This is a genomic window from Paraliomyxa miuraensis (assembly GCF_026337845.1).
Classification (GTDB): Bacteria; Myxococcota_A; Polyangia; order Nannocystales; family Nannocystaceae; genus Paraliomyxa; species Paraliomyxa miuraensis.
Map to the genome: position 1 here is coordinate 70,847 of NZ_JAOVZF010000144.1, position 25,503 is coordinate 96,349.

Sequence of the window (25,503 nt, forward strand, 5' to 3'; positions counted from 1 at the left end):
GCGGAGTCTAGCAGACGGCTACGGAGCGACACAGGTCGGGGCCACGCCCCAGCCAAACAGCTGGTAGGCGGGCGTTGCCATCATCGAGCCGTAGTCGTGGTCTTGGCCGTCCACGATGCACAGCTGCACGCCGCTGGTCTTGTTCTCGCTGGCCATGAAGGTGTCGGTCTTGGTCTTGTAGCCGATTGCCGTCTGCACGTGGGTGTCGCCGCCGCTCTGCTCGAGCTCGCCCACGTCGATGTAGATCGGGTGGGTCAGCGCGTCTCCCCAGTCCTCGGCATCGGGGGCGAAGGAGTAGTAGGCGACGTCGAGCCCGCTGAAGTCGTCGCGGATCCACCGAAACTCCGTCCAGCCGAGCGCGCCCAGACCGTAGCCCCACGTCGCGCCGTCCGGCTCGGCCACCGTGTTCGGCGAGCTCATCGCCGCCTCGATGATCCGGTCCGGGTTGCGGGCGATGTAGCGCGACACCATCTGGGCCCCCGCGGAGTGCCCGTAGATGTAGATCTCGCCGCTGGGGTTGAGATCGACGTCTTGGTAGCTGTCGACGATGGCGTTGACCCACGCGTCGGCCTGGATGTCTCGCCCGTACAGGTTTCGATAGCCACCGTGGTCATCCCGCAGATCGTCGAGATCGGACTCGGGGTGCCCGGCGTCGAGGCTCACGCTGCCAAAGCCCGTGGCGGTGAAGCCCGGCGCGATGATGATGAGGTTCTCCTGCTCCGCGATGTCGATCCACATGTCCTGCAGATCGATCCAGAAGCGCGCGGCCCGGGCGGCGTGATCCCACGGATCCTCGCTGGCCAGCAGCGGGGTGGGCGTACCGTGCACGACCACGAGCACCTCGGAGGTCTCGTCGACCCCGGTGGGCAAGTACTGCATGTAGGGGCCGTAGCTGTCGCGCTTCTCCACGATCCAGCCCACCTCGGTGTCGTGCAGCCCGGGCTCGTGACGCGAGCAGAACCGGGTGTCGCCCGCGGTGGTCAGCCCGCCGGAGCCGCCGCGGATCGAGTGGAAGCGGCGGTCGTCGGGATCACCACACAGCTCGCCCGGGACCTCGACCCACAGGTCCTCGCCGACCGACAGGCTGGCGGTGCCCAGGTTCGAGCCGAACTGCTCGCCCGCCGCGGTGGTGCCGTCGACCCCCGCGACGTCCTGGTGCCACAGCGTGCCCGACAGCGACAGCCCGAGCACGGTGCCGGGGAGGGTGTAGACCGCGCCCGCATCGCTCTTGCCGCTCACGTCCTGGCGCGGCACGCCGATGGCCAGCGTCTCGCACGTGAAGCCGTAGCCGCCTCCGGTGCTGGTGTCGAAATTGCCGGCCGTGAGCGCACCGCCGAAGTAGTCGTAGGCCTCGATCGTGCCGCCCACCAGGCTCTCGGCGAAGTACTCGTCGCCCGTGGTGGTCAGGCCGCTGCCCGAGCCGTAGAGCACGTGCATGATCCCCGCATCGGTATGGGTCTGCGCCGCGTACACGAGGTCCTCCCGCGGCACGCCGATGGCGAGGTCGTCGATGCCGTCGCAGTCGAAGTCGCCCGCGGTGAAGAACTCGCCGAAGTAGTCGTAGGCCTCGGGTGTGCCCGCGACCCCGGCCGCCCCCTGCTGGTAGGCGCTGGCCACGGTGTAGGTCCCCGTGACGGGGTCGATGTCCTTGCCGTAGAGCACGTACGCGAGGCCCGCGTAGCTGTTGCCCGACACGGCGGCTCCGGGCGCACCGAACACGATGTCGTCGCGACCGTCGTCGTCGAAGTCGCCCACCGCCAGGCCCGCGCCGAAGCGGCGGTACGAGCCGGCGCTGCCGACGAAGATCCCATCGTCCTCCGTCATCACGACCGGCGGGTTGGGCCAGCTCGAGTGCGCCACCCCCTTGTGCCACAGCGAGCCCTGCGTACCGTCGCCCAGGAACAGCTCGATCTGCCCGGCTTGGCCGTTGGCCTTGGGGCTCGCGACGACCTTGTCGAGCTCGTCGTCGCCGTTGAAGTCACCGACGACGGTGTGGGCGGGATACTGGCCAACCTCGTGGGCCGCGGCGAGGGCGGGCAAGGCCGTGACGGCCAGCAACGTGCAGACGGGTAGCAGAGTGCGATCGATGTCCATTGCGTTCCTCGAGGAGTCATGGGCCAAGTGCCCGCTCGGCAACGGGCGGATCACCAGCCAGCAGCATTCGCGCGAAACAGCGCGAACGGCGGTGGCGTTGGTAGAGCCGCGTCTGCTACTCCACACCCGCTCCACCCGAGAGGAACCGCACCATGGACTACCGTCAGCTCGGCCCCACCGGACTTCGCGTCTCCACCCTCTGCCTCGGCACCATGACGTTCGGCGAGGCCGACGAGAACTCGTTCATGCACCAGGTCGGCTGCGACGAGCGGACCTCGTTCGCCATCATGGATCGGGCGCTCGACGCGGGGGTGAACTTCTTCGACACCGCCGACGTGTACGGCCAAGACGGCCTGAGCGAGCGCGTGATCGGCAAGTGGTTCGAGAAGCACGGCCGTCGCGACGAGGTGGTGCTGGCCACCAAGTTCCGCTTCGTGATGGGCAAGGGCCCCAACAAGAGCGGCGCCTCGCGTTACCGCATCGTCAAGACGGTCGAGGACAGCCTGCGAAGGCTCGAGACCGATCGCATCGACCTCTACCAGATCCACATGCAGGACATCGACACTCCCGAGGAGGAGACCCTGCGGGCGCTCGACGACCTGGTGCGGCAGGGCAAGGTGCTCTACCTCGGATGCAGCAACTACGCCGCCCATCGCCTGGTGGACAGCCTGTGGATCAGCAAGACGCAGGGCCTCGAGCGCTTCGTGACCGCGCAGATGCAGTACAGCCTGGTGACCCGCGATATCGAGCGCGAGCACGTGTCGGTGTGTCGCGAGCACGGGCTGGGGATCCTGCCGTGGTCGCCGCTGGGGGCGGGGTTCCTGACCGGCAAGTACCGCAAGGGCGCGCCGCCGCCCGAGGGCTCGCGGCTCGAGAAGTGGAAGGACCGCCTCGGACGCTTCGACAACGAGCGCAACTGGAGGATCCTCGAGGCGGTCGATCGCGTGGCCGAGCAGACCGGGGGCACGCCCAGCCAGGTGGCGCTGGCGTGGCTGTTGCGCAAGCCGCAGGTGACCTCGGTGATCTTCGGCGCGCGCTCGCTTCAGCAGCTCGACGACAATCTGAAGGCCGCGGAGCTCCGGCTCGACGACGCCCACATGAGCGCGCTCGACGAGGCCTCGGCCTTCGACCTGGGCTACCCCTACGACTTCCTCGCGCGGGTGCAATCGCGCTGGTAGGCTCGCCCTACGACCACGAGCGTCGGTGGACCGTGCCCGGCGGTGGGTCGTGCTCGTGCAGGGGCGGGGGGCAGCCGCAGAAGAACAGCGTGGCGACGTCCTTGCCGTAGTTGCGGTAGGCGTGGGAGTCGCCGCGTGACAGCTCGGCCGGCTGCGACGCCACCATGGGCTCGCCGTCGAGGCGCAGCGCGCCGTCCACCAGCCACGAGAGCTCGCGCATGCCCTCGGCCGGGCTCGGCAGCAGCTCGCGCCCGGGCTCCACGTGCAGCAGGTAGAGCCCGGCCTCGGCCGTCTCGAGCAGGACCTCGGCCTGGCCGAAGCCGGTGGGCTCACGACGGGTGGGAAGATCCTCGCGGGCTCGGCGGATCCGGACGGCGGTCGCGTCGGCTCGCCCCCCGAGCGCCTCGGGCTTGGCCAGGCGCAGCTCGAGCCCCTGCACCAGCGAGTAGCAGCCCAGCAGCATGGCCGACAGCTCGGCGGCCGCGTTCTCGAGCAAGCGATAGCGGCGAAAGCGAAGCAAGGCGGTGACCTCGGCGGCCACCCGCGAGTAGTCCACAGTGTCCTTCAGGCTGGCCGTGCGACCGGCGCGGCCGAGATCGAGCCACAGCTGCAGGTCCACGCGCACCGGCTGCTCGCGTTCGCGCTCCTGCGGCCAGACCCCCACCACGCAGCGAAGACGCAGGTTCTCCAGCTCGATCGCGTCGACGGTCACGGAGCAGAAAGCTACACCAGGCCCGGGTCGGCCGGTGATACGGTGGAGCGGTGAGCGCACGACATGGCCTGAGCTTCTCGTTGGTGGTTGGGCTGCTCTGCCCGGCGCCGGGGTGCATCATCGTCAACGACGACGATGGATCGGAGACCGGCAACGACACGGGGCCTGCGACCTCGGGGCCCGCGACCTCGGGGCCCGCGACCTCGGGCGCCGAGTCGGAGACCGGCGGGACCACGGCGGCCACCGCGAGCGACGAGACCGCGAGCGACGAGACCGCCGCAGGCGGGGCATGCGGCTGGGGTCCGACCGGCGATGCCACCGTGCCCGAGGGCTACGTGTGCGGAGGCGACGGGGAGGACCCCAACGGGAACTACCCGCTGCTTTGCCCCGACGGCGTGACGCTCGAGGCGGGCGAGGCGTGCAGCGGGATCGAGGGCCCGGGCTGCTGCGATGCCTCGGGCAATGCCTGGTACTGTGGCGACGAGGGCAACGGCCCCGCGCTCGCGATGATCGAGTGCTGACCACGTAGGAGCTCGACGACATGCGCGGACGCGTCGTCGCTCGGGCCAGGCGGTGGGCCCTGGCGCACGCAGCCTGCGTGGTCGTCGCGACGCTCGTGGGCCTCTACTGGCTGCCGGTGCTGTGGCGCAGCAGCCTGCTCAACTGGCACGTACAGACCGCCTACACACAGGCCCAGCTGTGCGACTGGCCGGCGTGGCAGGAGGGCTTCAGCAGCGCATGCACGGGCGGCGAGTGGTTCTACCGGCTGCTCGAGCGACGGACCATCAAGCTGCCCTCGACCCTGTGGACCAGCGTGGCCGCGCACCAGTGGGGCTCGGCGCCGCTGTTCTACGCGCTGCCGTGGGCCCTGCACGTGGGGTCGTCGGTGCTGGTGGCGGCGCTGGCTCGACGGATGACGGATCGAGCGGGGCTGGCCGCGCTCGCGGGGCTCGCGTTCGGATTGCACCCCGCCGCGGTCGAGGTGGTGGTGACCGGTCAGTTCACGCAGTACGTGTTCGGCGGGTTCTGCTCGCTGCTGGCCCTGTGGATCGCGCGCCACGGGGAGTCACGAGCGAAGGTCGCGGCAATGCTGGCGGCGGCCTGCCTGTGCGACGTGACCTTCGTGGTGATGCCCCTGGTGGTGCTCTCGTCGGTCGACGAGCGCCGCCGGTGGTGGCTCCCCTGTGCAGGGGCGCTGGGCCTCGGGATCGCGGTGCATGCCGTGCACGGCCTGCACTACCCCACGGTGCGACAGCACCACGCCGCGTTCGAAGCGGTGGCGCTCGACGAGCGACTGCTGCGGGCGCTGGTGATCGAGCCCGTGCTGGCGCTGCGCCGCATGCTGCTGCTGTGGTCGCCGGGCTCGGGACCGTGGAGCATGGACCCACCCGTCGACGAATTCGAGGGACTCGGACCGCTCGAGCCGAGCGCGCTGCTGGGGCTGGCCGGGATGCTCGCCGCGCTCGCCTGGTTGGCGCGTGCAGACTTCGGCAAGATCGCGCGGCTGGGTGTGCTCCCGATCGGGCTGCTGCTCCTGGACGTGTGCATCAAGGCCGGCTGGAGCGACGTGTACGCCAGCCGATGGAGCGGGCTGCGGCAGGTCTACGTGCCGGTCGCCTTCGTGGCCCTGAGTGCGGCCTGGTGCCTGCGCCGGATGCCCTCGGCTCGGGCGATCGCGGTCGCAGGGATCGCCACGTTGGCGTGGGCCGCCTGGTCGTCGCACTCGCTCGCGCAGCGAACGTGGAGCCGCATGGCCGATGACGAGCGGGCCCTGAGCGCGGCGGTGGCGAAGCTGCAGGCGCTCGGGCTGCCGGCCGGCACCACCGCCTACTTGCTCGAGGTCGGCGATGCCCGTCCGTTCTCGATGTGGCAGGGCACGCTGCGGGATCGGCTGGGCGACGTGCGCTTCGGCGTCGTCACCCACGATGGGGCCGCAGGCAGGGGCACGCGGGTGTCGCAAGCGGGTCCGCGAGCGCTGGCGATCGAGCTCGAGGGCGAAGACGCGAGCTTCCTGCGGCTCGATCGCTTGCCCTCCTGGGCCGGCCCCATCGAGCCCTCCGAGAGCCTCGCGCTCTATCTACGACGGGGCGGTCAGCTCAACCTGCGGCCGATCTTCGATCGTGGGGTGCTCGACGGGCGATGGATACCGCTGCCCGGCCTCGACGGATCGGAGGTGCGCGTGGCTTCCGGCCAAGACGGCGGGACCATGCGGCTCGTGCTACGAACGCACCACGAGCTCTCCGACCCACGGGTGGAGATCTTGGTGGAGGGTCCCGAAGGGTGGATCAGGGACCGAGGGTAGCGAGCGCCTCTCTCGTCGAACCGCGGCGATCAGCCGCGCGGATCGTCCGGGAGCGCGTCCTCGGAGGCCCAGGCCCACGTTCGCCCCGTGCGGACGTTCGACACCGCCGCCGGCGACACGCCCAGCACCCGGGCCAGCGCCGCGTTGCTCTCGCGCGACCCGAGGATCGTGCGGACCTTGACCAGGTCGAGCTTGGCGTTGTGATTGCGGCTGCCTCGCTTGTCGATTCGAGCGTACATGGCGTTCGAGCTCCTCGTCCCGTGATGCCGGGCCGCGGCGGTGAACCACGGCCCGGCACTGGCATCCCTGGGGGGAATCGAACCCCCGTCTCCGACATGAGGAGCCGGCGTCATCGGCCACTAGACCACAGGGACGTGATGGATCACCGCCGATGGCTGGTGATCGCGGTCGTACGGGCGGCGGGGCTCGAACCCGCATCTTCGGCATGAAAGGGCCGAGGTCCTGGCCGGTTGAACGACGCCCGCGCGAGAGGGCCTCCCCGAAGGGGGCCGCCAAGAACAGCCACGCCAAGCGTGGCCACGAAGGGTGAAGCCCTCCCGCGCAGGCCGGTCGTGATGGCGGAGCGATGCTCAGCCCAGGGACCCGCGCGGGTGGACTTCACCCTCGCGCTCTCGTTCGACGAGAGCGGGGCCGCGCAGATCCGTGGTGAGCGACGGAGCCATGACGTTGGGTGGTCTAGGAGCCGAGTCGGGTGCCGTCAAGCAAGCGCAACGACAAAGCACGTGCACTCGAATCGTCGGCGGCGTGGAGTGTAACGATCGCGGTGGACGTACCGGCGGTGGACGTCCTGCGTTGCTTGCGCACGTACGTGCTCTCGAGCCCGTGCGCCACCGGTACGTTGGAATTGGTCTCAATTCGAGTGATCCTTGGCAGTTTTCGCGCCAGGCGACGGCTCCATCCGGGACTCCGGAGGGCAAAAATGCTTCGTGGGTGCGCAACCGCGCCGATGGCTGATCGTCTGGCCAACCAACATGAAGTCTCAGACCCTCGCGCTGGTCCTCACCCTGCTCGCCCCCTTCGGCTGTGATTCCAAGCCGGCCGACGACGCCAAGAAGGCGGATGCCAAGGCCGAGGCCAAGGGCGACGCCAAGGCGGATGCCAAGGGCGACGCCAAGGCCGACGTCAAGGCCGTCGAGGCCGATGCTGGTGACACCCTCCCCACGGAGACCGAGACGCTGGCCCTCGATCAAGGCGAGAGCAAGATCCCCGCGACGATCGACGTGCCCAAGGGCTGCACCACCTTCAACGACGACGAGACCACGATCCGCGTGGACTTCGGCGAGAAGCGCGACTCGGGCAAGCTGTTCGGCGTGCAGATCGCCAAGGGCAACGAGTACAACACCAATCTCGACGATCTCGAGAAGATGATGCTCGAGAACAAGTACGGCAGCACCAACACGATCGTCGAGAAGACCGACACGCTGCTGCGCTACACGATGCAACCCGAGGGTGGTCAGCCCAGCCATCACTTCCAGATGATCATCGACGTCGGCGGCGAGAAGTGGGTGTGCAAGCAAGGCAACCACGGCGGCTACGACGAGGCCGCGAGCAAGCGCCAGATCGAGGCCTGCGGGACGCTCAAGGCCAAGTCGTGAGACGCGGCTTGGCCGCGCCCATGCCGGGGGCTGCTGCATCACGAGCAGCTCCCACCAACGGTGCCTCGGCGAGCGCGTTCCGGATCCAGTAGACTGTTCGCGCGGTGGAACGCGAACCCAGCACCGACGACGAGGAAACGAAGTTCCAGGGCCCGGCCGATCCACCCTCGGTCGGGTCCGAGGACGTGCCGTTCCCCGCGGGCGTCGTGCTCGGCCGCTACCAGATCCACGGGGTGCTCGGCCGGGGCGGCATGGGCTTGGTCCATGCCGCTCACGATCCCGTGCTCGACCGCAAGGTCGCCCTCAAGGTCCTGCGCGGCCACGACGGGAGCAGCAGGCTCGACGACGCTCGCGACCGCATGCGCCGCGAGGCTCAGGCGCTGGCGCATCTGTCTCACCCCAACGTGGTCACCATCTTCGACGTCACCGTGGTCGAGGGGCAGCTCGTGCTCGCGATGGAGCTGATCGAGGGCCCCACGCTGCGCGAGTGGCTCGACGACCGCCCGCGCCCGTGGCCGGAGATCCTGGCCATGTTCGCGCAGGCGGGGGCGGGCCTGGCCGCGGCCCACGCGGCGGACATCGTCCACCGTGACTTCAAGCCGAGCAACGTCCTCATCGATCCCCTGGGGCGCCCTCGGGTCGCGGACTTCGGACTCGCTCGATTCGGCACGATCGCGCCTTCGACCAAGTTGGTGCAGAGCAGCGCGGAGCGCTCGATCAGCATCGTGGACGAGCGCATGACGGCGACCGGCACGGTGCTGGGGACCCCGCTCTACATGGCGCCCGAGCAGCGCATGGGCGAGGCGGTCGATCAGCGCTGCGATCTGTTCGCGTTCTGCGTGGCGCTCTACATGGCGCTCTACGACCAGCGCCCCTTCGAAGGACCCACCGACGTCGAGCTGCTGCGGGCGCAGATCCACGACGAGCTCGTGGCACCGCCGCGCTCGTCACGGATCCCACGGGCGGTGTTCGCCGTGCTGCGACGAGGGCTCGCGAGCAAGCCCGGCGAGCGGTACGAGACGATGGACGCGCTCTTGCGGGCGCTGTCGCGGGCGGCTGGGCAGACCCGCCGCCGCACGACCGCGACGCTCGCGGCCGGAGGCGTGCTGGCCCTTGGCGCGCTCCTGTTCGCGTCGGCACCAGCGGCCGAGCCTCCATGCCCGCGCGATCCCTCGGTGCTCGGCGCGGCGTGGGATGCCGAGCGTAGAGCGTCGGTCGCCGCGGCCTTCGCGAGCAGCACCGAGCCCTACGCCGCGGCCGCCTGGTCGCGGCTCGAGCCCCGCCTGGACGCCCAGGTGGACGCATGGCTGGACACGCGCCAGGAGGCGTGTCGCACGGGTCTGGGCCTGACCTCGCGGCCCTCCGCGGATGGCGATCGCATGATGGCGTGCCTCGAGCGCCGCCGGCAGGAGCTGGACGCGCTGACCGAGGTGCTGGCCACCGCGCGCCCCGAGGTCGTGCAGCACGCCGTCGCGGCGGTCTCCGAGCTGGTGCCGGCCGAGGGCTGCACCACGGTGGCAGAAGGAGGCGCGCTGGTGCCCGAGGATCCCGAGCTCGTGCAGCAGGTGCTGGCGTTCCAGTCGAGCATGGCCGGGGTGGAGGCGGAGCTGGCCGCGGGCTCGTACGCCCAGGCCCTGGTCGAGGCCGAGCGCCTGGCCGAGCGGGCGCAGGCGCTCGGGCACGAGCCCACCCTGGCCGACGCGCTGTTCGTGCTCGGCACGCTGCAGGGGCGGGTGGGTCGGCACGATCAGGGCGTCGCCACGCTCGAGTCGGCCGCCCACCTGGCCTCGTCGGTGGGCCACGATCGGCTGTCGGCGCGGGTGGCCATCGAGCTGGTGTACCTACTGGGTCAGCAGCTCAAGCGCTACGAGGACGCGCTGGAGTGGGTCCGGCACGCCGAGGCCGCCACCCAGCGGATCGGCGATCCGCCCGAGATGCTCGGCCGCTTGCTCGGCGCGCGGGGCAATGTGCAGGAGGGGCTGGGTCACTACCCCGAGGCCGAGCAGGACTACCAGCAGTCGCTCGAGCTGCTGCGCCAGGTCGACCCGGAGTCGGCCCAGGTCGCCCGTGCGATCAACAACCTGGGCAACGTGCGGTTCCGCGACGGGCGGATCTCGGAGGCCGGTGAGGCCTTCGAGCAGGCGCATCGGGCCTGGGCCCGAGCCCTCGGCCCCGAGCATCCCGATGTCGTGATGCCGCTCAATAACTTGGCGTCGGTGAGGCTCATGCTGGACGACCGAGAGGAAGGCAAGCGGCTGCTCGAGCAGGTGCTGGCCAACTGGGAGCGATCCCTGGGTCCCGACCACTTTCGTCTTGCCCTGCCGCACCACAACCTCGCGGTGCTCGCCCGCAACGTCGCCGACTACGACACCGCCATCGATCACGATCGGCGCGCGATGGAGATCCGGCGCAAGGCGTTCGGCTCGGATCACATCGAGGTGGCCCAGTCGCTGAGCGCCATCGGCAAGAGCATGAGGTATCTGGGGCGCTGCGCCGAGGCGGTCTCGTACTTTCGCGAAGCGGTGGAGATCCAGGAGCGCCTGCTGGGGCCCGAGCACGTCTCGCTGGCGCCCGTGCTCAACGACTACGCGAGGTGCCAGGTCGAGCTGCCGGACCAGCAAGCCGCGCTGCCGCTGGTCGAGCGGAGCCTGGCCATCCACACGGCGGTGTACGGGACCGACTCGTCCGAGGTCAGGACCTCGCTGTACCCGATGGGCCTGGTGCAGAGGACGCTGGGTCGGACCGAGGAGGCCATCGAGACGCTCGAGCACGCGCTGCGCCTGTCGGCCGGCGAAGGCGAGCAGATCGACGACGGGCACATCCGCTTCGAGCTGGCCAAGGCGCTCGCGCAGGGAGGCCGCGAGGAGGCGCTGGTGCTGGCCACCGCCCGCCAGGCTCGCGAAGACTACCTCGCCGCCGGAGACGAGGAGCGAGCGAACGAGGTCGAGGCCTGGCTCGCACGCGCTCGTTGAGCCCGACGCGATCCAGACCCGGTCACGGCGCCGGACGGCCTCACAGTGACGTCATCTGCCCCGCGTCGGCCGGGGCATACCCCGTGGTGTTGCCGCCCGGATCGCCGTCGCAGTAGACGAAGCTCCCGCCCGAGTTCCCGCTGAAGCGATAGGCATAGTCGTAGACTCCGGGCGCTGGCACCACGAGGTCGGCCTGGTACTCGTCGTTGTTGGGCTCGCCGAAGACGTTGCCATCCCAGCCCGGGTTGGGCACCGCGGGGGTCCACACCCAGCCGGGATCCACCGCGGGATCGCTGCCGTCGGGGCCGTAGCCCACCCAGCCGCCCACGGCGGCGGCCAGGTCGTTGCCGGTGGACATGTCGGTGAGACCCGCGGCGTAGAAGCGACCGTAGACGGTCACGTTGGTCCCGGCGAGCTCGTCGATCGTCAGCGGGAACTGCAGGCGGCAGAACCCGATGGTGTAGGTGGGCGTGCAGCCGACGGGATCGAGCTGGCACGAGGCATCACACGCCAGCGCGCCGCCGGTGTAGCCCACGCCCAGGCCCACGCAGTCCAGGCCGCCGAGGTCGGCCCCGTCGCAGGACTCGCCGGGATCGAGGACTCCGTCGCCGCAAGTGGTACAGCCGCTGGTGTCGAAGGCACAGCCAGCCGCGCAGGCCAGGGTGCCACCGGCGAAGCCCAGCGAGACGCAGGTCTCCCCCCCGAGGTCGGCCCCGTCGCACTGGTCGGCCCCGTCGATCACCCCGTTGCCGCAGGAGAGCGAGATGCAGCCAGAAGCGTCGAGCATGCACGCGGCCGAGCACGCCAGCACGCCGTCGTCGAAGCCCTGGGTCACGCAGGTCTCGCCCGCCAGATCGACCCCGTCGCAGATCTCGCCCGGCTCGAGCGCCCCGTTGCCGCACTCGTAGCAGACGCTGGTGTCGAACGTGCAGTCCTCGTTGCACCCGAGGATGCCCGCGTCGAAGCCCTGGGCGACGCAGGTCTGGCCTCCGAGCTCCTTGCCGTCGCAATCCTCGCCCGGGTCGACCACGTCGTTGCCACACTCGTGGCAGCCCGTGGCGTCGAGCTGGCAGCTCGCGCTGCAGGCCAGGGTGCCGCCCGCGGGGTAGCCCTGGCTCACGCAGGTCTCGTCGGCCAGCTCGGCTCCGTCGCACTCCTCCCCGGCATCGATCATGTCGTTGCCACACGAGTCGCCCGTGTCGGTCGTCGACGAGCCGGTCTCGGTGGCCGTGCTGCTGCCGCTGCTGCTGGTTCCGGTGGAGTCGGCCGTGCCCTCGGTCGCGTCGGTCGAGCCACCGGTGCTGGTGCTCGTACCGTCGATGACGATCGAGTCGTTGCCGGTGCTCGAGCCGGTCGCATCGGTCTCGGCCGGCACCGAGGGGATGGGATCACCGCAGGCCGCGGCGGAGAGGAGGAGCGCAAGACAAGGGATGTTCGATCGCATCGTGAGACCTCGGGCGTTGGGCCACCCCCGCAGCGGCGGCACCCCGCGCGCGGGCTACTCTCGCACGATCACCGTGGTCCCGGGACTCCCCTCGTGCGCATGCACGCCGTGCCACCCCTCGGGCAAGAACGGCGTGCTCCACATGAAGATCCACCGCGCATCGCTGGGCCCGAGGTTCACGCACCCATGGCTGCGCACCCGCCCGAACCCGTCGTGCCAGAACGCGCCGTGCAGGGCGTAGCTACCCTCGAAGAACATCGCCCACGGCACGTCCTGGATCGAGTAGTTGCCGTCCGACGCCGAGTTGCCATCCATGGTGGTCGACACGTGCTTGCTGCGGATCCGGTACCGGCCCGGCGGGGTGTCGAACGGCTCGTCCTTGGTGCCCTTGCGGCCGGTCGAGACCAGCGTGACGTAGACGGGGCGGTCGCCCTCGTAGGCCACCAGCATCTGCTTGGCCAGGCTCACGTCGATCCAGCGCTCCCATGGCTCGATGCCCTCGGGCATGGGCTGGGCCTCGGCCAGCCGCAGGTCCTTCTTGCGCAGCAGCTGGCCGCCGGGCGTGGTCATGTAGGTCTTGCCGCCGAGCTCGAGCTCCTCGCTCAGGTTCACGAAGGTGCGGCGCGGCAGCGTGGACACGGCCTTCAGCCCGCCGTCCTCGCCGAGCTCGTAGACCTTGGCTTCTTCCACCATCGCCCAGCCGAACGGGAACGTGACCTCCTCGCCCAGCTCGACGCCCGCGAAGTCCTTGGCGTCGTACTCGTACGCCGCCTCGGCCTCCACGTAGGCACCGCGGGCGGTGTGCCACCAGCTCTGGTCGCCCTCGGTGACCTTCTGCCCCAGGCTGATGAAGAAGCCCTTCTCGAGCCATGGGTTGTCGGGGTTGAGCGGGAGCCTGGGCGGCTCGGGCACGGGGTCGGCCGTCGCCACCACGGGCGCGGTCTCGCTCGGGGGCTTGGCCTGCGCCGCGGGGGCCGGAAGGGCCGCGGTCGCGGGCTCGTCCTTCGCGACTGCGACGGAGGGCGCCGCGATCGTGGGCTTGGCATCGGCCGCGGTGGTCGGCGCCGCCGTCGTCGCGGGCTTGGTCTCACCCGGCAGCGGCTTGCCCTCGCGCACGGCTTCGCGCGCGGCTCGCTCGGCCTGCGCCTGCGTCTGCTCGGCGGCCGAAGGCACCTTCCACCACATCGGGCTGTTCCACTTGCGCACGTACGCGTAGCGGTAGGGCAGCGGCTCTTCCAGGCGAGCGGGCGGCGGTGGCTTGGGGAAGTAGGGGGGATTCTTGGCGTCGACCAAGAGCCCCTTGCTCGCGCACGCGTAGCCGCCCGCGGGCAGCCCATACCAGCCCTTGGGGCAGCCATCGGTGCCCTGCTTCTCGCTCACCATCATGCGCGTGCCCAGCCGCACGTAGCCCAGCTTGGGGGACTCGATGTCGGGCTCGGCGTAGACGGCCACCACCTCGTAGCCTGCCACCGCATGCACCACCAGCTCCTCCCCGGCGGGAGGAGGCAGGCTCAACGCCAGCATGCCGTAGTCGGCGGGCGCCTGCGGGCGCTCGGGCAGCAGCTCCTCGAAGTACGGCACCACGTCGACGAGGGCCGGGCCGACGTCGATGGTCCTGGGTTCTTCCGGCCGGGGAGCGGCTGACGGGGTCGCGGCGGCCACGGGGGCAGGGGTCGGGTCCGCGTTGGCATCCTCGTCGAGGATCTGGGCCTCGTTGCGGGTTGGTGGCGCCTGCGGGGGCTTGGCGTGATCACACGCCATGGCCAGCCAAAGGCACGCCAGCCCGATCTTCGTGGCGTCCATGCGCATCGTGCTCCTGCATAGCCTACGCGGGGCGTACCCCCGAAGAATCCCGCGAAACCGCGTTTGGACGCGCGAAGAACGCCGGATGCCGTCCCGATTGCGAACCCCTGCTCGTGGGGCGGGTTGGGTGCCTCGTCAGGCGGCGTTCCGCGTACCCCCGGTCGCCAAAACAACTCGTGGAAATCAGCTTTCTAGGGTCGTAGGCTGTCCTGGTGGCAGTGGTCGAGTCCCTGTTCCCGGCGGCGATGCGTCTCGGTCGTCCCTCGTTCATCGCCGAGCACCAGGGCTTCCACTTGCTCAAGCCACCCACCGCCTACGATGCGGCGAGCCTCGGCTTTACGACCCTCGAGTCCGATCCCAACGATCCCTCGCAGATCATCCCGTCCACTCAGCACTGGCAAGCGGTCAAGGTCGCCAAGCGGCCTGGCAATCCCTACCCCGAGCGCATGAGCGTGGGTCGGGCCCTGAACTGCGACCTGGTGCTGCGCTTTCCCGTGGTGTCCAAGCTGCACGCGCACTTCCTGGTCGGCGCCGGTGGTCAGCTGAGCCTGGTCGACCTCGGCTCGTCCAATGGCACGTGGCGCAATGGGGTGCGGCTCCAGCCCGGCCAAGCGATACCGGTGGGGCCCCGCGATCTGCTGTCCTTCGGCGGGGTGCACTGCGAGGTGCTCGACGCTGGCGGGCTATACGAGCTGGTGAGCGGCGAACGCCGCTAAAGGCAACGAGCGATCTGGCGGCCGTTGCCCGTCACGCCACCGGCGAGATCCCGTCGGGCGCCTCGTCGCTCAAGATCTCGAACGCCGCCCGGTACTCCGTCTCGAGCCGCCGCGGCGGCTGCCCCGGTTGCTCGACGAGCAATCGACACGCAGCCACCTTGCTGTTGAGGCACACCTTGGTCCCCCCGGGGGGATCGTCGTAGCGCAGCGCCACGAAGTCGCTGGCCGCGGCGCTGATCGTGCCCTCGATGCGCACCTCGGGCCCGTGCGAGGAGAACCGCCACTCGAACGGCCGAAACCTCCCGTGCGCTCGCAGGGCCCGGCCCACGGAGTTCAGCGCATGCTCGCGACCGCCGAGCCGCAGCACCAGCGGGGTCAAGAAGGGCGTCCACAGCGGTCCCAGCCGAATGCGCGCGGTCGACAGCTCGAGGAACGCGGTGGGGTCGTCGTCGAAGCCCGCCACCTGGCCCCACGCATAGTGGTCGGTGTGCTGGCGTCCCCAGTTGTGGTTCTGGCTGCCCACCCAGCCATCGATCTCGATGCGCTCGCCGTCGACGTGCAGCTCACCGTCGTAGCGCGCGAGCGGGGTGCCCACCAGCGCCTTGGCCTTGGGCAGCGCGGCCTCGTAGAGACTGGCCGGCAGCAGCAACAGCGGCGCCTCGTCGCCCGCGTAGCGCAGCGACCATTGCAGCTCGTGATCGGCGTGGTGCGCCCGGCCCTGCAGGCTGGCGTCGTCGAGGGTGGCGGCGCCGATGCGGGCGCTCAGCCCCGAGCGCGACAGCTCGCACTCTGCCAGTGGATGGACCTCCTTGACCGCGACGATCCGCCGACGCTCGCGGTCGAACCAGATCGCCCACAGCTCGCCCACGGCGTCGTTCGGGCGCCCTGCGGGCGAGAAGATCGTGTAGCGGATCCAGAACGCCAGCGGTCGCGACGGGTGATTGGCGCGCTGGAACCAGCTCTCGTAGTGACCGCGGTCCGATCCGTCGTAGCGGCAGCGGTTCAGCTCGTCGCGCGTGGGCATGGGCGCGCAGAGGGTAGCATTCCCCCCAACCGGTCATGGCCGGTCACGGCCTCAACCCCCGGAGTAGCCCTCGCGGATGTAAGCCCTGGCCGCGGGCGCGGTCAGCTCGGGCCGATGGTCGTGCCGCGACTGCATGCGCGCCTGCTCGGCGAACGCGGGCAGGCTCGGATCGAAGCCCAGCTCCCCCGCGTAGCTGTCGAGGTTGCGCACCTCCACCCCTCCCGCATCGGCCTCGCTCGGTCCGGTCTCGGGTGCACTGGCCGACCACCCCGCCAGGTCGTACCCCGTGCCGTCGATGCAGAACCACTGGTCGGGGCTCGCGGGGCTGAGATAGGCGTTGGCGTCGTACTCGAAGGCCCCGAGCGGGCCGTTGTGGGCCACCAGGCAGTTCTCGCTCGCGTCCGCGATCATGGTGTTGGACGCCACGCGCAGGCTCGACCAGGAGGCATTCGCGTCCACGAACATCGCGCGGCGCTGGAGACCGTGCATGAAGTTGCCCTCGATCACCACGTCGCGGTTCGAGCCGCCGGTGAGGTGGATGCCGTAGGCGTTGCCCAGGTCCGGCTGGTTCACCAGCAGGTTGTCGCGGATCTCCGTGCCGTCGTTGTCGATGATGTCGATGTACCAGGTGAGCGTGCGCCCCGTGGGCTGCGCGCGCCCGATGTCCGTGAACACGTTGCCCTCGATCCGTGCGTCGACGAACCGGTGCTCGGTGTTGGCGTTGCCCCCCATGCTGATGCCGATCTCGCCCTCCGCGAACACGTTGCCCTCGATCGCGATGTTGCTCGCGGCCCCGGGCCCCGAGGCCGACAGCTTGATGCCGATGCTGGAGGCGCGGAGGATCAGGTTGTCGCGAACGGTCAGATCCGTGATGCTGGCGAGGTAGAGGTCGTGGTTGTAGACGGTGGCGCACGCATCGGGGACGTCGGGGTTCCAGCCGTTCTCGTCCCACACGTTGCCCTCGATGAGCAGGCCGGTGACCTCCCCCGCGAACATGCCGGAGGGCCGATACGTCGGGTCGCCGCTGGGATCGCCTTCGAGGCACGTGCCGACGTGGTAGCTGCGATACACCACGTTGTTGCGCACCTCGACGTTGCTCACGTTCTGCACGACGAATTCGCCGTACTCGACGTAGTCGTCCTCGATGAGGATGTTCTGCCCGGTCCCGACGAACCGGAGCGCTCCGCCATCGGCCCCGTTGAACTCCGGGTCGCCGGGGATCTTGGGGAACGAGATGAAGGCCAGGCCCACGATCGCCATGTTGCTGCGCTCGTTGCCGTCGTCGTCGACGAAGGGCTTGTCGATCTCAAGGCGAGGTCGCTGGGTGGAGTCGCCGTAGCTGTAGATCACGATCGGGTGCTCGGGATCGGGCCCGGACTTGAAGCGCCGGGCAACGCGATCGGGCCCCAGGTCCATGCCCCGCCAGGTATCACCCCGCTTGAACAGCAAGAAGTCCGGGAAGCCATCGCGTACGAGCTCCGCACCGCGAGTCGGCGTGGCGACCGGGGTCTGCGGAGAGAGGCCGTCGTTGGCGTCGTCGCCGTCGCTCGAGCTGACGTAGACGACCATCGAGTCGGGACTGAGATCGAACGTGGTGAACCCGCTCTCCTGATCCCGCGGCGCGCTGGCCTCGGTCACGTCGTCGGCGCTCCAGCAGCCCATGTCGAGCTGCCAGTCGACGAGCCCGTCGCCGTCGTTGTCGATTCCGTCGTTGCACTCGGTGACCGGTGGATCCTCGCAGGGCCCGCAATCGCCGGGGCAGGTCTCGCAGTCCTCGTCGGCCCCACACATCTGGTCGCCGCAGTCGGGCCCGGCGGTCGGAGAGTCGCCGCTCGAGTCCAGCGGGCCGTCGGACGCGGTCGTGGCGTCGCTGGTCGTCGATGACTCGGTGCTGCCACCGGAGTCGACCGGCGGATCCTCGCCCGGGCAGGCGGCCAGCAGCGGGGCCGCGGCCAGGGCACTCACGAGGGGAAGCATCGAGCGCGTCGACATCATGGCGCCCAGCATATCGCGAGCACGGTCGCCCGGGATCCGCTTCGTCGACGCGCGATTCCGTGGCGGCACCCCGAGGAACTCATGGGGGCGAATCGTGTGAGGCGCCCGTGTATCCTCCCCGTCCATGCGTCGGCTCTCGACCTTTGCCCTCACCTTCCTGCTGCTCGGCTGTGCCAAGCCCGCGCTGGCCCGGGCAGGAACGTCCGCTCCCGCTGCGAGCGTGCCCAGCGTGCCTCGAACCGATGTGCTGACGGTGGAGGCCATGGTGGACCTCGAGTACGTCGCCGACGTTGCGCTGTCGCCCGATGGCAAGACGGTGGCCTACGTGCTGCGCGTGCCCCCCGACGCGATGGACGGCCCAGCCGGCATGCGCAGCGCGATCTGGGTGGTGCCGACCAAGCCCTCCGGCGCCGCCGGCAAGGGGCATGGCGGGCGCTCGTTCACCACGCCCAGCGCCAGCTCGTCCTCTCCGCGGTGGTCCCCCGACGGCAAGCGCATCGGGTTCCTCTCGCGCCGGCCGGGCACGTCCCATACCCAGGTCTATGCGGTGCCGATCGACGGCGGAGAGGCCGAGCCGCTGACCAACGCTCCCGCCAACGTGCACGAGTTCGAGTGGTCGCCCGACGGCAAGCGCCTGGCGTTCATCGCCGACCAGCAGCCCACCGCCAAGGAGAGCGACGATCGCAAGGCCGGCCGCGACTGGGTGGAGAGCGACGTGCAGGGCACCATGCATCGGCTGTGGGTGATGGACCTGCGCACCGAGGAGGCCCAGCCCATCAGCCCCCGTGGCTTGCACGTGTCGCACCTTGCGTGGTCGCCCGATTCCAAGCGCCTGGCCCTGCAGGCCAGCGAGCGCGCCGACGTGGACGCCACGATGATGTACAGCCGGCTCTACACCATCGACGTCAAGGGCGACGCCAAGGGCGATACAGCCCAGCCCCAGCCGCTGTGCGAGACGGCGGGCAAGCTCTCCCACATGGCGTGGTCGCCCGATGGCTCGCAGCTCGCGTTCCTCGGGGCGGCGGATCTGCACGATCCCACCGCCGGGGTGCTGCACGTGGTCTCCACCGCCGGAGGCACGCCCGGCGCCAGGGCTCGGGCGCTCACCATGGACTACGAAGGCACGGGACAGTGGATCGACTGGGTCGCCAAGGACACCGTGCTGATGCTGGCCAACGAAGGGACGCGCACCACGCTGCACCGCGTCGGGACCGATGGGGCCCGCAAGGCGCTGGGTGACACGGGGCCCGTGTGCTTCTCCTTCGATGCCAACGCCAGCGGCTCGGTCGCGGCCTGTGCGGGCGAGCGCGCCGATCATCCGCGCGAGCTCTACGCCGGTCCTCTCCCCCTGGGCGGTGGCAAGCTGCGCCGCGTCACCCATCACAACCCCGGGCTCGACGCGGTGCGCCTGGGCGACCGCAGCATCGCGCGCTGGAAGGCGGCCGATGGCGTGGAGATCGAGGGCGTGCTGACCAAGCCGGTGGGCTACGAGGCAGGCAAGCGCTACCCGCTGGCCCTACTGGTCCATGGTGGCCCCGAGGGCATCTCGCTCGACGGCTGGAACACGCGCTCGGGCTACCCCACGCAGCTCTTGGCCACCCGGGGCTACGTGGTGCTCGAGCCCAACTACCGCGGCTCGTCGGGTCGCGGGGTGGCGTTCGGCAAGTCCGACCAGGGCGATCTGGGCGGCAAGGAATTCGAGGACGTGCTGGCCGGGATCGACCACCTGGTGGCCGAGGGCCTGGTCGACCCCGAGCGCGTGGGCATGGCCGGCTGGAGCTACGGCGGCTACTTCTCCGGCCTCGCCGCCACCAAGCACTCCAAGCGCTTTCGGGCCGCGGTGGTCTCGGCCGCGATCACCAACTGGATCTCCTTTACCGGTACCAGCGAGATCGAGCACGAGAACTCGCTGGTGCACTGGACCCTGTGGCCCTACGACGAGCCCACGCTGGCGTGGGAGCGCTCGCCCATGGCCCACACCACCGGCAGCACCACCGCCACGCTGGTGGTGCATGGCATGGACGACACCCGCGTGCCGCCCGAGCAGGCCAAGGAGCTCTACCGAGCGCTGCGCCATGCCGGGACGAAGACCGAGATCGTGCTCTACCCCCGGGAGGGGCACGGGCTGCGCGAGCGGGCGCACCAGATCGACTTCGCCGCTCGGCTCTGCGAGTGGCTCGACGAGCACGTCAAGGGGTAGATGAGCGCCAACGCCCGCCCTGGTGCACTACCCTCCCCCGCATGAATGGGACGTTGCGACATGTGGGCCTGCTGGCCCTTTCTTCCCTCTCGCTGCTGCTGGTGGCATGCCCCGAGCCCGAGGCAGAGGACACGAGCTCGGGCTCGGAGACGACCGATGGTGACACCACTGCGGCCCCGACCGATTCCGGCTCGACCGGCTCGACCGGTAGCTCGTCCGACTCGAGCACCAGCACCGTCGACTCGAGCTCGACCGGCGAGGACACCACCACCGGCACGGTCGAGCCGCGCTCGTGGGTGCTGGTGGGCAACACCCGCGGCGACGACGTGATCCGCATCGATGCCGAGACCGGCCTGATCGACGGCACGATGGTCGCGGCCGGAACCGGAGGCCTCTACCATCCCGACACGTTGTTGATACGCGATGGCATGCTCTACGTCGCCAGCGGCGACACCCCCGAGACCTCGGCCATCCTGCGCTTCGATGCGACCACCGGAGATCTGGTCGACACCTTCATCATGGGCGGGGGCCTGCACCGTCCCTATGGCTTTGCCTTTGGCGGCGACGGCATGATCTACGTGGCCAGCTTCCTCACCGACGAGCTGCTGCGCTACGACGACACCACCGGGGACTTCGTGGACGTGTTTGCCTCGGGCGACGGGATGCCCGGCGGCCTCAACGGTCCCAACGACGTGAAGCTCGGCCCCGATGGTGCCCTCTACGTGAGCACCCAGGGCAGCGTGGCGATGGACGGCATGCCCACCTTCCCCGGCCTGCCCAGCGAGGTCCTGCGCTTCGACCTGGGCACCGGGCAGTCCACCGTGCACGTGCAGCAGCCCACCCCGCTGCCCGACAGTCTCGGCTTCGTGAGCATGCTGGGGGTGGCGTTCGGTCCCGATTGCGACGGCGGAGCGTGTGATCTCTACACCACCGACTTCGCGGGCGGGCTGCGCCGCCACGATGCCATGGGCGCCGTGGTCTGGGAGGTGAGCACCAGCTACGTCATGGGAGCCGCCACCGGGGCGCTGGCCTTTGGCAGCGATGGCGAGATCTACGTGCCCGCCTTCGACACCGCCGATGACACCGGGCCAGGGGTGCTGCTGCGCTTCGATGCCGCCACCGGCGATCCACTCCCCGGCGATGGGCTCTCCGGGGCGATCTTCGTGGGCCCGGACTCCGCGCTGGTCCGCCCGATCGGGGTGGCCTTCGTGGTGGAGCCGCAATAGCTACGGCCCGAACGACAGCCGCATGGCCACCAGCACGGTCTGGGCCACGCGCCCGGTGGTGTCCATGCGGACGTCGTAGTCGAGGCCGATGCGGCCTTCCACGTCCTTGATCCGGCCCACGAAGCCGCCGCCCACGAGTCCGCCCATCATCGGTCGCACGTCGTCGATGTCGAGGCGGGCCGGGATCCCGGTGGCCGTGCCCGCTCCCACTCGCACGTAGACGTGCCGCAGGCTCAGGGTCGCCATCGCATCCACGCCGAACCCCGGCTTGCGGCGTCCGTAGTACTGGAGGATGTGGATGTCGGGGCCCACGGAGATCTTCATGCGACCGCGCCTCCAGGCCATGCCGGTCTCGATGTCCCAGCGCACGCCCGGGTGGAAGCCCTGCGCGTGCAGGGTGGACATGGGCGCGAGCCCCAGCGAGAAGTGCAGGCCGCCGTCCCACTTGCGCGCGTCGGCGGGCCGGGCCGAAGCGGAGACCTCGTCGTACGCGAGCGGGGCCGGCTCGGCCTCGAGCGGGGCGGGTCCGTACTCGTCGAGATCGTGTGCCTCGTCGGTATGGTCGAGCGCATCGGCGCTCGTGCACGCGGAGGCGGTGGGATCGCACATCAGCAACATCGCGGTCATCGCAGTTCCAAGGGCCATGGGGTGGAGCCTGAGGCGAGGGCCCCCAAGCGGCCAGTGAATCGTCCGTGGACGCGATGAACCTCGTGTGAAACCGCTGGACCGGCCTCAGAACGACGAATTACGCAGTCCGGGTGGAGCTGGCCGAATTCGCCTCAGATGGGAGATTAATCCTATTCCTCCCATCTCGAACCCCTTCATCATCCGCCCATGTCAACCCTGGCTTGCCGTCCCCTTCCCTGGGCTCTGTCGTCGATCGTGCTGCTGGCGCTCGGGTGCACGCCCGATGCACCCGAGACGGGGGATGGCAGCGGGACCGAGGCGAGCTCGGGCGATACGGGCAACACGGGCGAGACCGGTGAGACCACCGCGGTGGCCGACGACACCGGCACCACCACCGGTGATGCGGCGGACGTGCCGGCCCGCGCGGTGCGGATCTCCCTGGTCGAGACCAACTCGGGCGTGGCGGTCCCGGTGGGTCGCGATGGCGAGTGGGTCGACGGCAGTGGTCGCAATGCGCCGATTCCCCGGCTGCGCGACACCCTGTTCCGGGTTCGCGTCGACGTGGACGATGCGGCGTGGGTGCCTCGCGAGCTCGAGGCGCGGATCAGCCTGCACCAGCTCGATGGCACCGTGGATGTGGTCAGCGGCGTGGCGATGATCACGGCCGACTCGGCCCAGGCCGAGGACGCGCTCGACTCCACCTTCATGCTGGTGGTCCCGGCCGAGATGATGCAGCCGTTCGTGCAGTTCGAGGTGGAGCTCTTCGAGGCCGCGCCGACCGGCTGGGAGGGCCTGCCCGAGCCCGACCCCGCGGCTCCCCGGCTGCCCGCCGACGGGCCCAACTTCGTGGGCGTGGAAGATGGCGAGCTGGTCATGCGGGTGATGCTGGTCCCCGTGCAGTACGAGAGCGCCGCGTGCACGGCGACCTTCGACACCTCGCCCGAGGTCATCGCGGCCTACGAAGAGGCGATGTACCAGCAAAACCCCGTCGAGCGCGTGGAGCTCGAGGTCCACGAGCCCTATGTGGTCGACGACCTGAACCTGGCCGACGCCAACGACTTCTTCACCTTGCTCAACCGGATCCAGCAGCTGCGCGCGGGCGATCAGCCCGATCCCAACGTCTACTACTACGGGATCTTCGACAACTGTGCGCAGTGCATCGGCTTTGGGGGGCTGCCCGGCTGTGTGCTGGGGGTGGCGGCCGGCTTGCCCGACGACTCGATGGGTAGTGCGGGGGAGCGGGTGGCCATTGGGGCGATCGAGCTCGATGCGCCCGATGGTTCGGGGTTGCTGGACATTGGCGCCACCACCTTCGTGCACGAGGTGGGGCACACCCAGGGGCGTCAGCACGTGGCCTGTCCCGGAGTGCAGGCAGGCGGGCCCGATCCCACCTATCCCCATCCCGAGGGCCAGATCGGCGCGTGGGGCTGGGGCACGCGCGACGGGCAGATCCGCGTGTCCGAGGGGCACACCGACTACATGAGCTACTGCAGTCCCGTGTGGGCCTCCGACTGGCAGTGGGAGGCGACCTTCCAGCGCATTCGCACGCTCTCGAGCTGGGATGCGTCGGGGATGGGGGCGGTGGATCAGCAGGCGGTGCTCGTGGGGTCGATCGATCCCGTGAGCGGGGAGGCGACGTGGTGGACCGATCGCGGCTGGGTGACGCGGGCGGCGGCGGATCACGTGCTGCGGTACGTGGGCGAGGACGGGGCGGTGGAGGAAGTGCCCGTGCAGGTGAGCCCATGGTCCGAGGGACCGCGCATGACCGTGCGGGCACCGTTGACCGAGGCGTTCGAGCGGGCGAAGGCGGTGGAGCTGGTGAGCCCGGGGAGGACGTATCGAGCGGAGCGGGGGGCGGTGACGGTGTATCACCGCGCCGATCGCTTGACGCAGTAGGCGGCCGTCGCCGGGTGGGCGGGGCCCGTGTCGTCGTCGTGCGGGGAAACTGCCCGTTGGTTTCGTGCTCCGAGCAGGCGTGAGTGATCAGGTCCAGATGCGCTGGAGGGCAAAGCCAACGAGCTCGCCGCTCTGGCGGTCGATGCCACCCACCAGGTGAACGGCGAGCACGGGCTCTTCCGTGGCCGATACGACGGCGACGATCGTTGGCTGCTCGACGAGCTCGCGCAAGCTGGCGAGCACCGCTTCGCCGGGGAGGACGAGATCCCAGGCCAGGCGTGCTTGCCTGGTGTAGGGGTCCAGCCATGAGCCCGCGCGCCCACCGATGCATCGGGCGACGGCGTCGAGCTCGAGGTCCTCGATCCATCCGCGCGTTGGATCGTCGGGGATCAGCCGCCCTTCCTCGACGGGTTCGCCACCGCCGTCGAGGAGCCAGATCTCGGCGTGCTCGCGGATGAGAGCGGTGAGCTCGGGATCTTCGCGAGCGTGGTCGAGGAGCGCTGCGCGGACGTTGGTCTCGTCGTGCATGGGCGCGCGAAACGAGTGGACCAGGCCGGGCCCGCTCTCGTTGGCCACCCAGCTCAGATCGATGGTGCGGGCCTGGAGGTCGGCGAGCCAGGCGGGGAGATCGGCGGGAGGAGGCTCGTCGGTGGTGTCGATGATCAGCGCGGCGGCCTCGGGAGGCAAGGCTTGCATGCCAAGGGCCTTGGCGAGGAGGCCCGGCTTGGGCGGGGGTGGGACGTCGAGGATCTGGTCGAGCAGGGCGGTGGGATCGGTGCGCGTGGGGTCGGGGGCTTGGGCCGCCCCTGCGGTCACGACGTAGCGGATGTTGGGCTTGGGGACGAGCGAGACCCACGAGCGAGGCTCTGGGTTCTCGAGACCTGGTGGGGATGCTTCGCTTGGGGGGAGCCGCGCGCGGGTGCCGGAGCCGATGGCGTAGGCATCGTGGCCGCTGAGCCACAGGGAGCCATCGAGCCAGAACGCGGCGACCGAGGTGCTGGTGGTGTCGACGAGCCAGGCTTGATGCTCGACCTCGAGCTCGAGTTTCGGACGGGGAAAGGTACGGCGCGGTGGCGGCGAGCCGAGCACGCGGTACGAGGCGACGGGGCGAAGCACCACGGCGACGCTAGCACGTAGGGGGTGCCGAGGCGTCCTGGGTGTCCCCCGCTGAAGTGCTCGATGGTCGACGGCTTCGACCGGGAACCGGGGCTCAGGTCGGGTCTGGTGGCATGCCGTGGCGAGAACGGAGCGAGCGCGGCGAGCAGTCGGGTGAGGTTGTCCACCGTCATTCGTGAGGACCCGTGCAACAGCGCGGCCACGCCTCCGATGATCACGAGTTCGACGCCGCCCTCCAAGAGGACCCGAAGCAGTCGCTCGTTCTGTTGGGGGGCCCGGGCTCGACTCATCGCCGTCGCCCGAAGTAGAGTCTCAGCGCCTCATCATGTTGCTGCATGCGCTCGGTGGGAGTCAGCGCGAGGTTTCGCTCGAGTAGGGTCAGGTCGAGCCCGTGGTCGATGGCTGCTTGGGCCGCGGGCCCCCGACCCGCTCGTATGTGGTCGGCGAAGTTCTCGGGGGTGAGCAGGAGGGGATCACGCTCCACGGTACGCCCAGGATAGCACCTGTGGTCGAAGGGAAGAGGGCGACGTCGCTCACGTCGAGTCGCTCACATCGAGTCACTCACGTTGCCAGGTGCCATTT

Annotated in this window: 19 protein-coding genes and 2 tRNA genes; 9 read left to right on the plus strand and 12 right to left on the minus strand. The window is 70.0% G+C overall.

The window, feature by feature from the left end; genetic code table 11:
* Positions 1-18 precede the first annotated feature (18 nt).
* Positions 19-2,094, minus strand: a complete 2,076-nt coding sequence (locus OEB96_RS11085) for an alpha/beta fold hydrolase (RefSeq protein WP_266215523.1) — start codon at positions 2,092-2,094, stop codon at positions 19-21.
* A gap of 152 nt (positions 2,095-2,246) precedes the next feature.
* On the opposite strand from OEB96_RS11085, the gene OEB96_RS11090 reads away from it, so the two are divergent.
* The gene (locus OEB96_RS11090; protein ID WP_266215524.1) at positions 2,247-3,272 is read left to right on the plus strand and encodes an aldo/keto reductase; all 1,026 of its coding nucleotides are present in this window, start codon (positions 2,247-2,249) and stop codon (positions 3,270-3,272) included.
* A 7-nt stretch (positions 3,273-3,279) separates the two neighbouring features.
* On the opposite strand, the gene OEB96_RS11095 is transcribed toward OEB96_RS11090, so the two are convergent.
* Positions 3,280-3,984: a dihydroneopterin aldolase gene (locus tag OEB96_RS11095; RefSeq protein WP_266215526.1), complete on the minus strand. Its 705-nt coding sequence runs from the start codon at positions 3,982-3,984 to the stop codon at positions 3,280-3,282.
* Between the two features lie 50 nt (positions 3,985-4,034).
* On the opposite strand from OEB96_RS11095, the gene OEB96_RS11100 reads away from it, so the two are divergent.
* Positions 4,035-4,505, plus strand: a complete 471-nt coding sequence (locus OEB96_RS11100; protein ID WP_266215527.1) for a hypothetical protein — start codon at positions 4,035-4,037, stop codon at positions 4,503-4,505.
* Between the two features lie 20 nt (positions 4,506-4,525).
* Positions 4,526-6,286, plus strand: coding sequence for a hypothetical protein (locus OEB96_RS11105; protein WP_266215528.1), 1,761 nt, complete (start codon positions 4,526-4,528; stop codon positions 6,284-6,286).
* A gap of 29 nt (positions 6,287-6,315) precedes the next feature.
* On the opposite strand, the gene OEB96_RS11110 is transcribed toward OEB96_RS11105, so the two are convergent.
* The 3 genes from OEB96_RS11110 to OEB96_RS11120 form a co-directional block, all read right to left on the minus strand.
* Positions 6,316-6,525 carry a hypothetical protein gene (locus OEB96_RS11110; protein ID WP_266215529.1) on the minus strand — a complete coding sequence of 70 codons (210 nt, stop codon included), beginning with the start codon at positions 6,523-6,525 and terminating at the stop codon, positions 6,316-6,318.
* A gap of 59 nt (positions 6,526-6,584) precedes the next feature.
* Positions 6,585-6,660 (minus strand) — tRNA-Glu (locus tag OEB96_RS11115).
* A gap of 37 nt (positions 6,661-6,697) precedes the next feature.
* A tRNA-Glu gene (locus tag OEB96_RS11120) sits at positions 6,698-6,771 on the minus strand.
* Positions 6,772-7,278: 507 nt separating this feature from the next.
* Here OEB96_RS11120 and OEB96_RS11125 point away from each other — a divergent pair.
* Positions 7,279-7,902: a hypothetical protein gene (locus tag OEB96_RS11125; RefSeq protein WP_266215530.1), complete on the plus strand. Its 624-nt coding sequence runs from the start codon at positions 7,279-7,281 to the stop codon at positions 7,900-7,902.
* A gap of 104 nt (positions 7,903-8,006) precedes the next feature.
* Entirely contained in the window at positions 8,007-10,874 is a 2,868-nt protein-coding gene (locus tag OEB96_RS11130; RefSeq protein ID WP_266215531.1) for a serine/threonine-protein kinase, read from the plus strand.
* Positions 10,875-10,914: 40 nt separating this feature from the next.
* Here the strand turns inward: OEB96_RS11130 and OEB96_RS11135 are convergent, their stop codons facing one another.
* The gene (locus OEB96_RS11135) at positions 10,915-12,318 is read right to left on the minus strand and encodes a hypothetical protein (RefSeq protein ID WP_266215532.1); all 1,404 of its coding nucleotides are present in this window, start codon (positions 12,316-12,318) and stop codon (positions 10,915-10,917) included.
* 54 nt (positions 12,319-12,372) lie between these two features.
* Complete coding sequence (locus OEB96_RS11140; protein WP_266215533.1) at positions 12,373-14,127, minus strand: L,D-transpeptidase; 1,755 nt, start codon at positions 14,125-14,127, stop codon at positions 12,373-12,375.
* Between the two features lie 206 nt (positions 14,128-14,333).
* Here OEB96_RS11140 and OEB96_RS11145 point away from each other — a divergent pair, with 206 nt between their 5' ends.
* Positions 14,334-14,837: an FHA domain-containing protein gene (locus OEB96_RS11145; RefSeq protein WP_266215534.1), complete on the plus strand. Its 504-nt coding sequence runs from the start codon at positions 14,334-14,336 to the stop codon at positions 14,835-14,837.
* A gap of 31 nt (positions 14,838-14,868) precedes the next feature.
* On the opposite strand, the gene OEB96_RS11150 is transcribed toward OEB96_RS11145, so the two are convergent.
* Together OEB96_RS11150 and OEB96_RS11155 are read right to left on the minus strand one after the other, a co-directional pair.
* Positions 14,869-15,861, minus strand: coding sequence for a hypothetical protein (locus tag OEB96_RS11150; RefSeq protein WP_266215535.1), 993 nt, complete (start codon positions 15,859-15,861; stop codon positions 14,869-14,871).
* Between the two features lie 51 nt (positions 15,862-15,912).
* Complete coding sequence (locus tag OEB96_RS11155) at positions 15,913-17,856, minus strand: right-handed parallel beta-helix repeat-containing protein (protein WP_266215536.1); 1,944 nt, start codon at positions 17,854-17,856, stop codon at positions 15,913-15,915.
* Positions 17,857-17,980: 124 nt separating this feature from the next.
* Between OEB96_RS11155 and OEB96_RS11160 the strand changes: the two genes are divergently transcribed.
* Together OEB96_RS11160 and OEB96_RS11165 are read left to right on the plus strand one after the other, a co-directional pair.
* On the plus strand, positions 17,981-20,056 hold the full coding sequence (locus OEB96_RS11160) for a S9 family peptidase (protein WP_266215537.1): 2,076 nt from the start codon (positions 17,981-17,983) through the stop codon (positions 20,054-20,056).
* Between the two features lie 41 nt (positions 20,057-20,097).
* Positions 20,098-21,282, plus strand: a complete 1,185-nt coding sequence (locus tag OEB96_RS11165; protein WP_266215538.1) for a Vgb family protein — start codon at positions 20,098-20,100, stop codon at positions 21,280-21,282.
* On the opposite strand, the gene OEB96_RS11170 is transcribed toward OEB96_RS11165, so the two are convergent.
* Positions 21,283-21,927: a hypothetical protein gene (locus OEB96_RS11170; protein ID WP_266215539.1), complete on the minus strand. Its 645-nt coding sequence runs from the start codon at positions 21,925-21,927 to the stop codon at positions 21,283-21,285.
* A 189-nt stretch (positions 21,928-22,116) separates the two neighbouring features.
* Between OEB96_RS11170 and OEB96_RS11175 the strand changes: the two genes are divergently transcribed.
* Positions 22,117-23,805, plus strand: a complete 1,689-nt coding sequence (locus tag OEB96_RS11175) for a hypothetical protein (RefSeq protein WP_266215540.1) — start codon at positions 22,117-22,119, stop codon at positions 23,803-23,805.
* An 87-nt stretch (positions 23,806-23,892) separates the two neighbouring features.
* Here OEB96_RS11175 and OEB96_RS11180 read toward each other — a convergent pair whose 3' ends face one another.
* Together OEB96_RS11180 and OEB96_RS11185 are read right to left on the minus strand one after the other, a co-directional pair.
* Positions 23,893-24,921 (minus strand): hypothetical protein, encoded by a 1,029-nt coding sequence (locus OEB96_RS11180; protein ID WP_266215541.1) that lies wholly within the window; start codon positions 24,919-24,921, stop codon positions 23,893-23,895.
* A gap of 286 nt (positions 24,922-25,207) precedes the next feature.
* A complete protein-coding gene (locus tag OEB96_RS11185) occupies positions 25,208-25,405 on the minus strand; it encodes a hypothetical protein (protein ID WP_266215542.1) in 198 nt (65 codons plus the stop codon).
* Between the last annotated feature and the right edge of the window lie 98 nt (positions 25,406-25,503).

Bases quoted from the DNA above. Each gene is read 5' to 3' on its own strand.
- OEB96_RS11085 (WP_266215523.1), bottom strand. From the start codon at position 2,094: ATGGACATCGATCGCACTCTGCTACCCGTCTGCACGTTGCTGGCCGTC.
- OEB96_RS11090 (WP_266215524.1), top strand. From the start codon at position 2,247: ATGGACTACCGTCAGCTCGGCCCCACCGGACTTCGCGTCTCCACCCTC.
- OEB96_RS11105 (WP_266215528.1), top strand. From the start codon at position 4,526: ATGCGCGGACGCGTCGTCGCTCGGGCCAGGCGGTGGGCCCTGGCGCAC.
- OEB96_RS11110 (WP_266215529.1), bottom strand. From the start codon at position 6,525: ATGTACGCTCGAATCGACAAGCGAGGCAGCCGCAATCACAACGCCAAG.
- OEB96_RS11125 (WP_266215530.1), top strand. From the start codon at position 7,279: ATGAAGTCTCAGACCCTCGCGCTGGTCCTCACCCTGCTCGCCCCCTTC.
- OEB96_RS11135 (WP_266215532.1), bottom strand. From the start codon at position 12,318: ATGCGATCGAACATCCCTTGTCTTGCGCTCCTCCTCTCCGCCGCGGCC.
- OEB96_RS11140 (WP_266215533.1), bottom strand. From the start codon at position 14,127: ATGCGCATGGACGCCACGAAGATCGGGCTGGCGTGCCTTTGGCTGGCC.
- OEB96_RS11150 (WP_266215535.1), bottom strand. From the start codon at position 15,861: ATGCCCACGCGCGACGAGCTGAACCGCTGCCGCTACGACGGATCGGAC.
- OEB96_RS11155 (WP_266215536.1), bottom strand. From the start codon at position 17,856: ATGATGTCGACGCGCTCGATGCTTCCCCTCGTGAGTGCCCTGGCCGCG.
- OEB96_RS11160 (WP_266215537.1), top strand. From the start codon at position 17,981: ATGCGTCGGCTCTCGACCTTTGCCCTCACCTTCCTGCTGCTCGGCTGT.
- OEB96_RS11165 (WP_266215538.1), top strand. From the start codon at position 20,098: ATGAATGGGACGTTGCGACATGTGGGCCTGCTGGCCCTTTCTTCCCTC.
- OEB96_RS11170 (WP_266215539.1), bottom strand. From the start codon at position 21,927: ATGGCCCTTGGAACTGCGATGACCGCGATGTTGCTGATGTGCGATCCC.
- OEB96_RS11175 (WP_266215540.1), top strand. From the start codon at position 22,117: ATGTCAACCCTGGCTTGCCGTCCCCTTCCCTGGGCTCTGTCGTCGATC.